This is a genomic window from Runella sp. R0.1_18 (assembly GCF_057652155.1).
Window position 1 is genome coordinate 273,539 of the sequence record NZ_JBYFCK010000002.1, and the last position, 15,562, is coordinate 289,100.

General features: G+C 43.3%; 13 protein-coding genes. 5 read left to right on the top strand and 8 right to left on the bottom strand.

All coding sequences use genetic code 11. The annotated features are described in order from the left end of the window. Positions 1-43: 43 nt before the first annotated feature. Genes AC23P2_RS03980 through AC23P2_RS03990 form a run of 3 tightly spaced genes read left to right on the top strand, consistent with a single transcriptional unit; the run spans position 44 to position 3,447 of the window. Positions 44-1,399 carry a sugar MFS transporter gene (locus tag AC23P2_RS03980; protein ID WP_487771995.1) on the top strand — a complete coding sequence of 452 codons (1,356 nt, stop codon included), beginning with the start codon at positions 44-46 and terminating at the stop codon, positions 1,397-1,399. A gap of 58 nt (positions 1,400-1,457) precedes the next feature. Then, positions 1,458-2,645, top strand: a complete 1,188-nt coding sequence (gene nagA / locus AC23P2_RS03985; RefSeq protein ID WP_487771996.1) for an N-acetylglucosamine-6-phosphate deacetylase — start codon at positions 1,458-1,460, stop codon at positions 2,643-2,645. 25 nt (positions 2,646-2,670) lie between these two features. Beyond that, entirely contained in the window at positions 2,671-3,447 is a 777-nt protein-coding gene (locus AC23P2_RS03990) for a glucosamine-6-phosphate deaminase (RefSeq protein WP_487771997.1), read from the top strand. 283 nt (positions 3,448-3,730) lie between these two features. On the opposite strand, the gene AC23P2_RS03995 is transcribed toward AC23P2_RS03990, so the two are convergent. Genes AC23P2_RS03995 through AC23P2_RS04015 form a run of 5 tightly spaced genes read right to left on the bottom strand, consistent with a single transcriptional unit; the run spans position 3,731 to position 8,579 of the window. After that, positions 3,731-4,324 carry a hypothetical protein gene (locus tag AC23P2_RS03995; protein ID WP_487771998.1) on the bottom strand — a complete coding sequence of 198 codons (594 nt, stop codon included), beginning with the start codon at positions 4,322-4,324 and terminating at the stop codon, positions 3,731-3,733. 57 nt (positions 4,325-4,381) lie between these two features. Continuing rightward, positions 4,382-4,669, bottom strand: coding sequence for a hypothetical protein (locus AC23P2_RS04000; protein WP_487771999.1), 288 nt, complete (start codon positions 4,667-4,669; stop codon positions 4,382-4,384). A gap of 37 nt (positions 4,670-4,706) precedes the next feature. Continuing rightward, positions 4,707-5,327: a hypothetical protein gene (locus tag AC23P2_RS04005; RefSeq protein WP_487772000.1), complete on the bottom strand. Its 621-nt coding sequence runs from the start codon at positions 5,325-5,327 to the stop codon at positions 4,707-4,709. Between the two features lie 7 nt (positions 5,328-5,334). Then, entirely contained in the window at positions 5,335-6,156 is an 822-nt protein-coding gene (locus AC23P2_RS04010) for a DUF4249 domain-containing protein (protein ID WP_487772001.1), read from the bottom strand. Further along, a complete protein-coding gene (locus AC23P2_RS04015) occupies positions 6,153-8,579 on the bottom strand; it encodes a TonB-dependent receptor (protein WP_487772002.1) in 2,427 nt (808 codons plus the stop codon). Before AC23P2_RS04015 ends, AC23P2_RS04010 begins: the two co-directional genes overlap by 4 nt. A gap of 321 nt (positions 8,580-8,900) precedes the next feature. Between AC23P2_RS04015 and AC23P2_RS04020 the strand changes: the two genes are divergently transcribed. Continuing rightward, positions 8,901-10,265 (top strand): putative oxidoreductase C-terminal domain-containing protein, encoded by a 1,365-nt coding sequence (locus AC23P2_RS04020; protein WP_487772003.1) that lies wholly within the window; start codon positions 8,901-8,903, stop codon positions 10,263-10,265. A gap of 159 nt (positions 10,266-10,424) precedes the next feature. Here AC23P2_RS04020 and AC23P2_RS04025 read toward each other — a convergent pair whose 3' ends face one another. Next, complete coding sequence (locus tag AC23P2_RS04025; RefSeq protein ID WP_487772004.1) at positions 10,425-10,796, bottom strand: DUF3127 domain-containing protein; 372 nt, start codon at positions 10,794-10,796, stop codon at positions 10,425-10,427. A gap of 472 nt (positions 10,797-11,268) precedes the next feature. Next, a complete protein-coding gene (gene hisB / locus AC23P2_RS04030; protein ID WP_487772005.1) occupies positions 11,269-12,390 on the bottom strand; it encodes a bifunctional histidinol-phosphatase/imidazoleglycerol-phosphate dehydratase HisB in 1,122 nt (373 codons plus the stop codon). A 92-nt stretch (positions 12,391-12,482) separates the two neighbouring features. Between hisB and AC23P2_RS04035 the strand changes: the two genes are divergently transcribed. After that, on the top strand, positions 12,483-13,829 hold the full coding sequence (locus AC23P2_RS04035) for an amidohydrolase (RefSeq protein WP_487772006.1): 1,347 nt from the start codon (positions 12,483-12,485) through the stop codon (positions 13,827-13,829). A gap of 109 nt (positions 13,830-13,938) precedes the next feature. On the opposite strand, the gene rimO is transcribed toward AC23P2_RS04035, so the two are convergent. After that, complete coding sequence (gene rimO, locus AC23P2_RS04040) at positions 13,939-15,246, bottom strand: 30S ribosomal protein S12 methylthiotransferase RimO (protein WP_487772007.1); 1,308 nt, start codon at positions 15,244-15,246, stop codon at positions 13,939-13,941. Between the last annotated feature and the right edge of the window lie 316 nt (positions 15,247-15,562).

Below are 15,562 nucleotides of genomic sequence, written 5' to 3' on the forward strand. Positions count from 1 at the left end.
CCGAAAGTTACCCACTTTCGGGAAGTTCAAAACCATCCTTTCTATGAAATCCTCTACTGCTGCCGTTGAAGTAAGCAGCCTAAGCCCGCGCGAAACCACCGTTTCTATCTTCTTGATTGGGCTGATGTTTTTTATCTTCGGCTTCATCTCTTGGGTCAACTCCATTCTGATTCCTTACTTCAAAATTGCCTGCGAACTCACCAGCTTTCAAGCCTATTTAGTGGCGTTTGCGTTTTACATTGCCTACTTTATCATGTCGGTACCTGCCTCGTATTTGCTCAAAACCCAAGGGTTCAAAAAGGGCATGATGTTTGGCTTTTGGGCCATGGCTTTGGGAGCTTTTATTTTCGTCCCTGCCGCCATGACGCGCACCTATGGCATTTTCTTAATGGGGCTATTTACAATTGGGATTGGGTTAGCCATTTTACAAACTGCTGCCAACCCTTACATCACCATTTTGGGGCCTAAAGAACGCGGTGCACAGCGCATCAGCATCATGGGAATTTGTAACAAAGCCGCAGGAATTTTGTCACCGTTGGTTTTTGCCGCCGTCATTTTACGCCCTACCGACACCGATTTGTTTGCACAACTTGGCACCATGAACGCCATTGAAAAAAGCGCTGCCTTGGACGAGCTCGTACGTCGGGTGATTACGCCTTATACCGTCTTAGGAATCTTTCTTTTTGTGTTAGGATACTTGGTGTATCGCTCGCCTTTACCCGAAATCAATACCGAACACGAAAGCCCCGAGGTCGCCAGTGCCAACGCGGGCAAAACCAGCATTTTCCAGTTTCCGCACCTGATTCTAGGCGCAGTCGCTATCTTCCTTCACGTTGGAACTCAGGTAATTGCAATTGACACCGTCATTGGATACGCCAACTCCATGGGGATTGATTTGCTCAAAGCCAAAACCTTTCCTTCTTATACCTTGGCGTGTACCATTTGCGGTTATATCATCGGTATTGTTACCATTCCTAAGTTTGTCAGCCAAGTAAATGCCTTGCGTTTTTGTACCGTGTTGGGAACGGTGTTTACATTGCTCATTATTTTTGCCAAAGGCACCGTTCAGTTTTTGGGCCACACCGCCGACCTCTCGATTTGGTTTGTGGTATTACTCGGCTTGGCCAACTCACTGGTATGGGCAGGCATTTGGCCTTTGGCGTTAGACGGCCTTGGACGTTATACCAAACTCGGTGCGTCGATTCTCATCATGGGCTTGTGCGGAAACGCTATTATGCCCCTTTTCTACGGTTATTTTGCGGATTTGTACGATGTGCGCACTGCCTATTGGGTATTGTTGCCTTGTTATTTGTACTTGGTGTATTATGCGGCCTACGGGCACAAAGTGAAACGTTGGGGAACCTCACCCCAACCCCTCTCCTTTCAGGAGAAGGGCTAATTTTTTTAGCCCAAAAGGCAAAACCAAGTCGCAAGCCCAAAAGACCAGCAATTTTTTTATGAAAATAAAAATCAGTAACGGTACTGTCCTGACACCTTTTCGCGCCATTAAAAATGGAACGGTGGTAGTCGAAGAAGGAAGAATTATAGGGGTACATGAAGGAAATATCGAAGTGCCCGACGCCGAAGAAATCAACGCCCAAGGGCAGTATATCTCTCCTGGGTTTATCGACATCCACGTCCACGGAGGTGGTGGTGCTGATTTTATGGATGGTACGGAAGAAGCGTTTCTGACCGTTGCCGAACTGCACGCGCGTTTTGGAACGACGGCGCTGGTACCTACCACGCTCACGGCCGAAAAGGAGGATTTGCTTCATACCCTCGATGTGTATGAAAAAGCCCATCAACGCAATGCCAACGGCGCGGCGTTCTTGGGGATTCACCTCGAAGGTCCCTATTTTGCCCTCAATCAGCGGGGAGCGCAAGACCCGCGTTATATTCGCAATCCCGACCCTGCCGAGTACGAAGAAATTCTCCAGTACTCATCTTCCATCGTGCGCTGGAGTGCCGCTCCTGAACTCGAAGGAGCGATTGCGTTTGGGCAACGTTTACGCCAACAAGGTATTTTGGCCGCCATCGCCCACACCGATGCGTACTATGACGACGTATTGACCGCTTACGAAAACGGCTATTCGCTCGTCACGCACTTGTACTCCGCCATGTCGGGCGTGACGCGCAAAAACGCCTTTCGTTACGCTGGGGTGATTGAAAGTTCCTATTTATTGGATTTAGACGTTGAAATCATCGGAGACGGCATTCACTTGCCCGCCCCCTTGCTCAAACTCGTTTATAAAATCAAAGGCCCCGACCGCACCGCCCTCATCACCGACGCCATGCGCGGGGCAGGAATGCCCGAAGGCGAAAGTATCTTGGGTTCGTTGAAAAACGGCTTACCTGTCATCATCGAAGACGGGGTAGCCAAGCTGCCCGACCGTACCTCGTTTGCGGGCAGTGTCGCCACCTTCGACCGACTAGTACGCAACATGATAACGATGGCCGATGTGCCGCTGCTGGACGCCATTCGCATGGCCAGCACGACCCCCGCCCGCATCATGGGCGTCCACGACCGCAAAGGCTCACTCGCCAAAGACAAAGACGCTGATATTGTTATTTTTGATGAAAATATCAACGTCGGGATGACGATGGTTGAAGGAAGAATAGTGTATAATCAGATGCCTACGGCATGACAAACTGCTCAAAAAAATCCACAAAATGCCTCTTATAAAAGAAGAAACCGTTGACAAACTTCGGGTTAAGTTGTTTGAAACCCGCCAAGAATTAGGACAAAATGCCGCCGAAATGGCTGCTGCTAACATCAGAACGCTGCTCCAAAGCCAAGAAACCGTCAATATTATTTTTGCCGCTGCTCCGTCGCAAAACGAGTTTTTGGACGCGCTTGCTACCCAGCCTGACATTGATTGGCAACGGGTCAATGCCTTCCACATGGACGAATACATTGGCTTGTCGGACGAGGCTCCGCAGCGGTTTGGTAATTTTCTCAAAGACCGATTTTTTGCCAAAGTACCGTTGAAAGAAGTGTTTTACATCAACGGAAACGTAGCAGACGCCGAAGCCGAATGTCAACGCTACTCGGCGTTGCTGACTCAGTATCCTACCGACATTGTTTGCATGGGCATCGGCGAAAACTGCCACATTGCGTTCAACGACCCCCACATTGCGTTTTTTAACGACCCTGTGTTGGTCAAAAGAGTCGATTTAGACCTTACTAGCCGTCAGCAGCAAGTACACGACGGGTGTTTTGCGTCGTTGGAGCTGGTTCCTGAGTATGCCCTTACGCTGACCATTCCCGCATTGGTGAAGGCTCCTACGGTATTTTGCATGGTTCCTGCCGCCCACAAAGCCGAAGCGGTTTACCATACCCTCCTCGACGACGTCAGCGAAGTGTATCCATCAACAATTTTACGTACCCACCCCGATGCGACCCTGTTTATCGACCAAAACAGCGGCCAACAGTGGATGGGGGCTTAATCGTTTTTGTAATTCCTGCCAACAAAAAGCGCGGGTCTAGCAGCCCGCGCCCCCATAACTCACTCAAATTGAGCACATTAAAATATAAAACCCTAATCATTGCTCCAGAGGAGATACCTCTTAGTAGAAAAATGAATCAAATCCACCACAAAGCCCCATCGAGACGACCGACATTCGGTGGAAGATGTCACCCCGATGGGGCTTTTGAATCGCCTTTACCTTTTTTTCTACTAAGATTTAGCCTCGCTGAGGCCACTTTTTTTAATGCGTTCAAGCCCAAAAACTATCTACCTTTAAATTTATATAAAATTGCTATCCCTAGTAGCGAGCTTGTACCTGCACTATTCAAGTGAATACTTCGTGCGTATCCTATCGTTGAGAATCTTCTTCCCATACTAACTTCCAACTCCATTCCAAAATGGTAACCTAAATTCCAATCATTTATGTGATTATCTTTATAACTAACAATTTTTGTAACATAATCGGGAGGTTTTGATAAAAATTTAATTTGATTTATCAACTTATCATCTCTATACCAAATTGATGGCCCAGCTTCTATCTTTAAGTAGTTATTTTTATATTTTAGTAACGTAAATTTACCTGAAACATCTATAGTAATTCGTTTACGCGTTTCTGGAATTATGTTAAAAATGTTTTCTTTTCCATTATAATTCAAATACCCTAATTCAATTGCGCCAAAAAGTCTTTTATTAAACTGATGCTGGTAATTAACTTTTGGAAAAATTACAATATCATCAGGCAAATCTAGAGTAACATAATTTACACCAATACCTAGTCTATTTTTGACAAAAGTCTGAGACTTTACTCCAGTATTAACAAAAAGTATTATTAAAGCTATGCTTATATGTAATTTCATAAAAAAAATTTTATTTAAAAAATGGGGATAATATATCATTGTCTCCATTTTAATGGTTTATTGAGTCACAGTTGGTAATACAAATGCTACATTAGCTCCTGTGCAGTCTCCTATTCCAACCGCACCATCCCAAGCAGCCCAAGGGCCACCAACAAGTCCACCTACTTGCCCGAACACCCCATAACCTTGGCTATTGGGGTTAGCTATATAAAAAGCGTTTCGATTAATCTTCCAATTACGAATTATTTCATCTTGACTTTGACGCTTAATAGTATAACTAAGAGAACCAGATATATTATAGCCAACAGTGGATGGGGGCTTAATCGTTTTTGTAATTCCTGCCAACAAAAAGCGCGGGCTGCTAGACCCGCGCTTTCATAACTTACTTCCCTTTCCCAAACAACTTGAAGCCCAGTGTTATTCCCGCCGTTTTAGCCATAAAAAGATTTTTTTTCTCAACTGGATCTAAAAAAATAATCTGATGATAATGAGAAAAACTTTGTTGATAAAATGCTTCGAGTCGAAAACGTTTGTACTGATACCCTAAACGAACATCCGCCCCCCACTCTGCGGCCTGCGTTCCGTTTCCACCTAGCACCTTTTTGCTCAAAAGCACAACCGCCCTAGGCCCTACGGTCAAGTAAATATTTTTATAAGTACCTCCTACTCTGCCCGATAATCCTAGATAATTGAATGTATTTACCGCAACAACCTTCGTTTTATCAGTGGGGTCTCCGTACTGATTCTGTCTCTGTTGAAAATCGAGATCTGTCTCTATAAACAACCACTTATTGATAGGAAAAGTAGCCCACGTTCCCACCTGAAAACCCTCTGAAGGTTGTACACCTCTGAGCTGAAAATTACTAGGCTTATTCTTTACATCAGTAAACATTCTATTCCCTCCTACTTTCACGCCAAAAGCAGGGTGCGAGCCTAGTTGCCCGTAGCTTTTAACAATAAAAACAAGTAAAAAGACAAAGGTAACATTAAGTGATTTTTTCATAGCTTTATCATTTAAGAGTAATTGTAAGCGTATCTATGGCACAAGCTCCTACAAATCCGTATCCGTTTGATATATTATTTTTAATAGGAGAAATATCAGCAAAAGCATCTTCATTAAAGGAATCGTACTCGTTTAATGAGTAATAATAATTGTACATACTTTTTGTTAAATGGTACAGATAAATCCTTATTTTATCGGCCTTTATACGCTGGTTATTAGCACCTTCCTTAAGCAAAAATTGCCGAAATTCAATTTCTTTTTCCTTCGATTCAAAATCAACATCGGTTAATATATTTCTAAAGGGAACCCGATAGATGTGATCACTTATAAAAGGAACCCCATTGGCTTCTGCTACAATTTTGTAGGCATAGTAATTTTCACCAATAATATCCTTAAAGTACATCAAAACAGTAGCTTCCGATTTATCTTTATTATACGATAAATTTGTGCTAGTAATGGGTACAACCATTGGCAATGCTTCAAGAAAGGCAGAAGCAACTCCTAAGCTATTGTGCGATATTTGAAGTGTGTGATTACTGCTATACCCCCATTTTGTTTTAGACGTATATAAACTACCCTCTTTGGATAATTCCTCTATTTTTTCACCATTTTTGTAAAGGCTTGCCGTTACTTCTAAAAGGGAAGAAGCTTGTGAAGGTTCAAGTACAGGTGCCGTTTTTGAAACAAAAACCCCCATTCCTAAATTTGAGACGATGCCATTTACGACCAATCGTTCAGGAACGCTGGGCAAAGAAACTGTTTTCGTAGAAACAACCTCGCACGAAACCAACCAACCAATACTCAAAACAAAGAAAAGTAATCGTCTCATTTGAATTTATAAGCAATATTGATGGATGGAAGAATAGGGAATATAGCTACTGATTTAATAACATTTTTTCGATCAATAGGTCTATTCTGATCATCCCTAATTACTTCTTCAGAAGGGTACATTCGATAAGTATTAGACCTATTATAGGCATTAAAAATAGTAGCATTAACTTCTATATAACGTTCTTTTTTTAATAGATATTGTTTGGTAAATGAAATATCTAAACGATGATAGTCAGGAAATTTACCATCATTAATTTTGTCATATACAACATATTCTGGCACTAATGGGTTTTCTAAAACACGGCCTACTGGTAAATCATAACGTTGACCTGTGTAATACATCCATAAAAAAGACAGTTGTGCTGTTTTATTTAGTTTAAAAACTCCATTAATATTGAGGATATGGCGTCGGTCGTACAAATGATTAAACCAATTTCCATTGTTCCAGTTTTCAAATTTTCTCTTGTTCCACGATAACGTATAGCTCAAATTTGTAGTCCAACGGCGGTAGCTTTTTTCAAGAGCAACCTCCAATCCATACGACTTTCCTTTTCCATTCGACAACGTATTTTTCTCCCACTGATAGTACAAATATTCGTTCCCATAATAATCATTGTACATACTCAAGTTTTGCATCTGTTTGAAGTAAGCCCCAACGCTGTACTTTAAAACACTTGCTGACTGAGACCAACTTGCCGTATATTGCCAAGACGATTGAGGGCCTATTTGGGAGGTAGATGGCACCCAAATTACTTTATCAGTGAGCCCACCTGTTTTCATCAACGCATGATTGTATTGCATCATTCGCGTAGCACTTAGCTGAATGTTAGCATTGGCCTTATTATAATTAAATGAAAAGCGAGGTTCTAGCCCGTGGTAGCTCGATTGTTGGGTTTGAAAATAGGAAAATCTACCTCCTATAGTTAGCTGCGCAGCGGAAGAAATAGCCAAAGCATAATTTCCAAACGTTGCACCCTCCCATGCCCAAGAACTAGGTTCTTTAATGACTAATGAATCTTCATCTAAACTTTGTCGTCGATATGAAATAGGCGTGTAATTATGCCTAATGAGGTCGCTTCCAATTTTAATTTTACTTTTAGTACTCAGCGACCAATCAGCCAATACATTGGCCGAAATATCCTTTACTTGACCCGTGCTATGTTTGAAGTTCTCACTTATTTTTGTACGTATCGTTTCTGGTAATATCCATAGCTGAGGCTGTGAAATAGTTACCTTATAACTGGCACCTCCTTCATTGTATCGAAATGCGTATTGGGTCAAATGTAACCCAGTTTGTAAAAATAAGCGGCTCCCTAAAATATGGTACGACCTCAATGATGCCAGTTGGTTGGTCAAACGGCGAATATTTTGGTCATAATTAGTTCCGTTAAAAGAGTTTTGCAGCGATTCATAATTATCAACCCCGCGATAATAGCTAAAGAATAATTTATGTTTTTGATTAAAAGCATGGTTTATTTTTAAATTAATATCATAAAAATTATATCCTAAAAAATTACCTTCTTGATGGTTTTCTATTTCTTGTTTTTTATTTCTGTTAAAAAGATTCAAATAGGCACTCCTTCCTGTTAATAATAAAGATGTTTTATCCTTTTTAATCGGACCTTCTAACGAAAACTTTGCGGTGATTAACCCTACGTCTATTTTCCCTTGCCATCGACTTTTATCTCCTTCTCTAAATATCACATCAGTAACGGAAGACAACCTACCCCCAAATTCAACTGGAAATTCTCCTTTATAAAAATTAACCCGCTGAATTGCGTCTGCGTTAAACAAGGATAAAAAATTAAATAAATGCCCTGTGCTATAAATTGGGGCACCATCCAAATAAAATAAGTTTTGGTCATTTGCTCCGCCTCGTACATTGATACCCGACGACAATTCACTTCCCGCCGAAACCCCAGGTAACGTACCAATCGCTTTTATGATGTCTTTTTCTCCGCCAATGTTAGGAAGTTGGTTTAGTCTTGAGGGAGAAAGACTAACAAGGTTGGGACTGGACGCTGGTTGATAATTTGTTTTTACTTCTACTTCTTGTAAAGTATAGCGTTTTAAACGAACGACCAGCATGGTATCGCTACTGATGATGGCATGATAAGGCTCGTACCCCACTTGAGAAAACAACACTTGTGTTGCTTCTTTATCAATCGTCAACTGAAAATAACCGTGCTGATTGGTAGTTTCGTGCCATTTTTTTGATGCACTTGAAACCGTAACAGAAACTAACGCAAGTGGTTCGCTTGTTTCAGCTTCTGTTACGGTTCCTTTGATTGTTATTTTTTGAGTATAGGCAGTGAAAACTAGACTAATTCCCGCCAAAATCATGATTATTTGGCAAGTGGTTTTACTTACATGATTGCTAATCTTGTGTAGAGAAGAAATAAGATAAATGTTGGTTCGCATGGCGTGTAGGTTTAGTACTTACTTTCTGTTTTTGTACCAAATTAGACGCACATCAAGCACAATCTACTCCCATAGGATTAGACATAGCTCTGACGAACAGCTTTTTTGGCATGGCTGTTAACGTTGTTCATCAGAAAGTAGGGTGGTATGCTCGCGCATACATTGCGCCAAATATAACGCAATCTTTCAGTAACTAGCAACTAAAATAACATATAAATTTTCTAACCAACTACACCCGCCTCACCATAGTTAGAAGCCGCCAGAAGTAAGTAAATTTGGGACGTTAAACACTTATTCCTTAAAAAATCACCCACAAATTCTATGAAGAACCGTCTTTTAGGATGCTTTTTAGCCGCAAGTGCTTTTACCCTCCCCAGCATGGGACAACAAACCAAAAAACCCATTAGCCTCATTGTGCTAGAGCCTGGGCACTTTCATGCCGCATTGGTTCAAAATACTCCTTACGACAATGTCAACCCTGTCGTTCACGTATATGCCACCAAAGGCCCCGATGTTGAGTCGTACCTCGATAAAATCAAGAAATACAACAGCCGCACCGACAATCCTACGCAATGGGACGAGAAAGTTTATACGGGCGCTGACTTTTTCCAAAAGATGTTAAGCGAAAAAGCGGGCAACTTGGTGGTATTAGCAGGAAATAACCAAAAGAAAACCGACTACATAAAAAAATCGGTGGACGCAGGGCTTAACGTGTTGGCCGACAAGCCCATGGCCATCGACGCCGCTGGCTTTTCGTTGTTGCAAGAAGCTTTTGCGCAAGCCAAAAAGAAAAACGTATTGCTCTACGACATCATGACCGAGCGCTACGAAATCTCCAACGCCCTCCAGCGTGAGTTGGCGCTTGTACCTGCGATTTTTGGTACTTTGCAAAAAGGAACGCCCCAAGATCCTGCCGTTACCAAAGAGAGCGTTCACCATTTCTTTAAGTACGTTTCGGGCGAGCCGTTGATTCGTCCATCTTGGTTTTTTGACGTAAAACAACAAGGCGAAGGTGTGGTGGATGTTACCACCCATTTGGTGGATTTGATTCAATGGAGTTGTTTTCCCAACCAAATCATTGACTACAAAAAAGACATCAAACTTATCAATGCCACCCACAGCGCCACGACCATGACGCCTGAGCAGTTTAAGCTCGTCACCAAAAACGACACCTACCCCGATTACTTAAAAAAAGACGTAAAAGGGAAAAACTTGGAAGTGTATGCCAACGGCCAAATTGACTACACCCTCAAGGGCGTACACGCACGCGCTTCGGTGATTTGGAACTTCCAAGCCCCCCAAGGCACAGGTGACACGCACTATTCGATTATGAAGGGAAGCAAGGCGAATCTGATTATACGTCAGGGTAAAGAACAGAATTTTAAGCCTGTGTTGTACATCGAAGCCCTTAACAATACCCCAGCCTACGAGAAAGCCGTGGCCGATGCGTTCAAAAAAGTACAGGCAACGTACCCTGGCATCGAACTCAAGAAAAACGACAAAGGCTGGGAAGTAGTGATTCCGAAGAAATACGACATCGGACACGAAGCGCACTTCTCACAAGTAGCGAAGAAGTACATGGATTTTCTAAAGGCAGGTAAGTTACCTGAATGGGAAGTCCCCAACATGATTTCAAAATATTATACTACCACGCAAGCCCTCAAAATGGCACAAGGGAAAAAATAATATCTTGGGGAGTGTCGAGTGTCAAATGCAGAATGTCGAATGAGGTGCTGAGGGTTGCTCACAACCCGAATTGACACTAGGGAAAGTGTCGAGGGTAGAGTGCAGAATGTCGAATGAGGTATTTTTTATTCGACATTCTGCACTCTACCCTCGACACTTTTAAAATGGTAAATTATCTTCTTCGCTAGCTTCAAAGGTGGTAGGCAGCGATGTAGTCGGGCGAGAACTTCCGCCAAAACTAGCCTCATCACTTCCGCCAGCTCCACCGCTTAATGAGTCGATTTTCCACGCTTTCACATCGGTGTACCAGCGGCCGTTGTATTCGCGGCTTTCGACGTCAAATGACACATTCACTTCGTTTCCTACCTTGAGGGCACTTTCGTTGATTTTATCTCCCCACGCCGAGATACACACTTTTTTGGGGTATTGTCCGTCGGTTTCAATGACAAAATCCTGTTTTTTCCACGTCCCATTTTTACCCTCGCCTGTTTGCAAAGGCAATAGTTGGAGTACTCTTCCTTTGATGTCCATAGTCCGTTATTCGTTTTATTGTTAATATTTGCTAAGTCATTTGTGGCTGCGAGCAACCACAAGCACACAGGTATTTTTGACTGACAGACTTTTAAAAGGTTACATTTTTCATAGAAAGCCCCCTATTAAAAATCGGTAGATACAAAAATGCGAGCTACTGATGTTCCTCAATAGCTCGCGTTTGAAATTGATGTATCGAAAACGATGAGCTTACGCTCATTCGTTTTGATTAGTCTTCCTTGAAATATTTTGTGTATTTACGCTCGTTTTTCTCTAAAAGGCCTCCTACCCAAAAAGAAACGCCTAACAATACTGCATAAAATATGAGGGTACCGATGGTTCTTAAGTCCATTATGATTCGTTATTTATTGTGTAAAACCTTATTTTAAAGATAGTACAAAAGTAATAGCATTCGGCGTTTAGACCCAAAAAAACTGGTGTTTTTTTGTAAAATTATCTGAATGCTTTCTTACTAAAGTACTCCTTTGGTGGATGGTAAAACATCCAGCGCTTTTAAATCACGTTTTACGGCCATCTTAATCGCTTTGGCCCAACCTTTAAAAATTGCCTCTATTTTGTGGTGCTCGTTGCTTCCTTCGCATTTGATGTTGAGATTGCATTGGGCCGTGTCTGAAAACGATTTGAAGAAATGATAAAACATTTCGGTCGGCATTTCGCCAATTTTTTCACGTTTAAACTCGGCATCCCACACCAACCACGGGCGCCCCGAAAAGTCAATCGCTACTTGAGCCAATGCTTCATCCATCGGCAACAAAAAGCCATACCGGCTAATACCTCGTTTGTCGCCCAATGCCTTGCGGTAAGCTTCGCCCAACGCCAATGCTGTATCTTCGATGGTATGGTGCTCATCGATGTGCAAGTCTCCTTCTACTGTAATTACCAAATCGGCACCCGAGTGCTTGGCAAGCTGATCAAGCATGTGGTCAAAGAAGCCAAGTCCCGTATTCATTTGTGACTTACCAGTACCATCAAGGTTAAGCTCAATCTTGATTTGAGTTTCTTTCGTCACGCGTTCTACGGAGGCCGTGCGCGCAGGCAAACGAAGGTGCTCATAAATAGCATCCCAATCGGTGCTTACTAATGAAATCGCGTTGGCAAGCTCAGGCGCTAAGTCGGCGGGGAGTTCGTTGGCAATATAAATAGCTTTACAGCCCATATTAACGGCCAACTGCACATCCGTCAGGCGGTCGCCCAGCACGTAGCTGTTTGCCAAGTCGTACGAACCATTGAAGTATTCGGTAAGCATGGCCGTGCCTGGTTTGCGCGTGGGAGCGTTTTCGTGCGGGAAAGTACGATCCACGTGTATTGCTTGAAAAGTAACCCCTTCGCCTTCCAACGTTTGAAGCATCTTATTTTGGGCAGGCCAAAACGTATCTTCGGGAAACGAGTCGGTACCTAAGCCATCTTGGTTGGTCACCATCACAAAACCAAAATCGGTTTCTTCGGCCAAACGGCGAAGATTTGAGATGGCTTTGGGCAAAAAAGCCAATTTTTCTAACGAATCTACCTGAAAATCGACGGGTGGCTCAATGATAATGGTTCCGTCGCGGTCTATGAAGAGAAGTTTTTGCATCAGTTTTCGATTTTGAACCGCGAATATCGAACATCCAAGGGCGTTTTTTGTTAAATTGCTCAAAATTTTTCCTAACGACAAACTAAAATCCGATGAAAAAACCTCTCCTAAGTGGTGCATTGTTGGCCCTGAGCCTTGGCACAGGATATGCACAAAGTGCACTCAAGCCCGTCATCAACCAAGCGTCTGACGCTATCGAAAGCAAGGTGATTGCGTGGCGACGCGATTTCCACGAGCACCCAGAGCTTGGCAACCAAGAATTTAGAACGGCTAATGTTGTTGCGGAGCATCTCCGTAAATTAGGCTATGAAGTCAAAGAAAAAGTGGCTATAACGGGAGTTATCGGGGTATTGAAAGGCGGTAAACCTGGCCCTGTAGTTGCTCTTCGGGCCGATATGGACGGCCTTCCTGTCACAGAACGCGTGGACATTCCTTTCAAATCAAAAGTAGTAACAGAGTTCAACAATCAAAAAACAGGAGTGATGCACGCCTGTGGACACGATAGCCACGTCGCGATTTTGATGGGTGTGGCCGAGGTGCTCGCTTCTATGCAGAAAGACTTGGCAGGAACAGTTAAACTTATTTTCCAGCCTGCTGAAGAGGGAGTTTACACTGGTGGGACTTTTGGGGCTAACCGAATGGTGGAAGAAGGGGCATTGGACAACCCGAAAGTGGATGCTATTTTTGGCCTTCACATCAACTCACAAACGGAAGTTGGGAAAATCCGCTATCGTCCAGGCGCTACCATGGCAGCCGTTGACCAATTAACCATCAAATTAAAAGGAAAACAAACCCACGGTGCAAACCCTTGGTCGGGCGTTGACCCTATCGTTACGGCCTCTCAGGTGGTTATGGGTTTGCAAACTATCGTAAGTCGGAATGTCGATATTACAGAAAACCCCGCAGTCGTAACCGTGGGTGCAATTCACGGCGGGATTCGCTACAACATCATTCCCGAATCGCTCGAAATGATTGGCACCATTCGCACGTTTGGCGATGACCAGCAGGCACTCGTGCACCGTCGCATCAAGGAGATTTCGACCAATATTGCCGAAAGCGCAGGCGCAAAAGCCGACGTGGAAATCGGAATTGGTTACCCAGCGACGGTCAATGACCCTGCACTTACTGACAAAATGATTCCAACACTAGAAGCACTAGCAGGGAAGGAAAATGTCCTTCTTTCACCCGTTGCTACTGGTGCTGAAGACTTTAGCTATTTTCAAAAGAAAATCCCAGGCTTCTTTTTCTTCTTAGGAGGAATGGCCAAAGGCAAAAGCCCTTACGACGTAGCACCACACCACACGCCAGATTTTTATCTTGATGAAAGTGGGTTTACGTTGGGCGTAAAATCCCTCAGCCACTTGGTGGTAGATTATATGGAGATGAATTCAAAAGCAGCAGCTTCAAGCACTGCCAAGGGGAAGAAAGCGACGAAATAAGGCGTGTAACCACCTAGTTTAGATAAAATTTTCACATAGTAAACATAGCTGTATTCTATGTTCACTATGTGAAAATTCTAGAGTGGTCTATGTGTTAACACTATCTGCGCTATACCAATTTCCCGTACAAATCAAACTCTTCCGCATTGTCGATTTGTACATTGGCAAAGTCTCCAACTCGAACGTACTGTTCAGCCGAAATCAATACCTCATTATCCACTTCAGGCGAGTCAAATTCGGTACGGCCAATAAAATACCCGCCTTCTTTGCGGTCAAACAACACTTTGTACGTATTGCCAATTTTAGCTTGGTTCAGCGACCACGAAATATCTTGCTGCACGGCCATGATGTCGTCGGTACGTTGTTGTTTTATTTCCGCAGGCACATCATCTGGCATCGTAAACGAGTGCGTTTGATCTTCGTGCGAGTAAGCAAAAACACCCAAGCGATCGAAACGAGTACGCTCAACAAACTCAAGGGTTTCTTCAAACATTTCTTCAGTTTCTCCAGGGTGACCCGCAATCAAGGTGGTACGGAGCGCAATACCTGGCACTTTATCGCGAATGGTCTTAATCAAATCTTCAGTTTTTTCACGCGTAATCCCACGGCGCATGATTTTGAGCATTTCGGTACTACCGCTTTGGAGCGGCATGTCCAAATACTTACAAATATTGGAACGCTCTTGCATAACATCTAGCACGTCCAACGGAAAACCCGACGGGTACGCATACTGCAAACGAATCCAGTCGATGCCTTCTACGTCCGCAAGGTGGTTGAGTAGCTCCGATAAATTGCGTTTTTTGTAAATATCTAGCCCGTAGTAGGTCAAATCTTGGGCAATCAAAATCAACTCTTTAGTCCCACGACGCGCCAATGATTTTGCCTCGGTCACCAACTCGTCTATTGAACGAGAAACGTGTCCGCCTCGCATCAACGGAATCGCGCAAAAACTACAAGGACGGTCGCAGCCTTCTGCGATTTTGAGGTAGGCATAGTGCGCAGGTGTCGTCAATAAACGCTCTCCTACAAGCTCTTGTTTGTAATCGGCTTTGAGCGTTTTGAGCAAACGAGGCAACTCATTCGTACCAAACCACGCATCTACGGTTGGAATTTCAACGGCCAATTCGTCTTTATAACGATGTGATAAGCAACCTGTTACATATACTTTATCAACCAACCCTGCTTCTTTGGCATCGGCATAGCGCAGAATCGTGTCCACCGACTCTTGTTTAGCATTGTCGATAAACCCACACGTATTCACAATCACGATGTTTGCATCGTCTTTTTGCGACTCGTGCGTAACGTTGTAGCCGTTTCCTTTAAGTTGAGTAAAAATATTTTCGCTATCCACCAAGTTTTTACTGCAACCCAGTGTCACGATATTGACTTTGTTTCGTTTGGTTCCTTTGGTTTTCATTGATTATTTGTACGGCTCTCCCGCTTTGGGTAAAGCCTCTTTTATTACATCCAACTATGGATTGTTTGATTTTAACTGTGTAGTTTCATGCTTTGCGTCAGAGACGCGAGGCTATGTATGCCCCAAATAACAGTTTGGGGCAAGCTAAGGCTCGTCCCGACATTATGTCGGGGCGGATACGGCTTAAAGTCTCCGACTTTAGGTGACATCGGTAAATAATACAGATATTCAACTTATTATGCCCTTACGTAATACTATAATTTGAGCCACAAAGTTCGGCAACTGAATCGGAAGCACCAAAATTGATGACAGATTT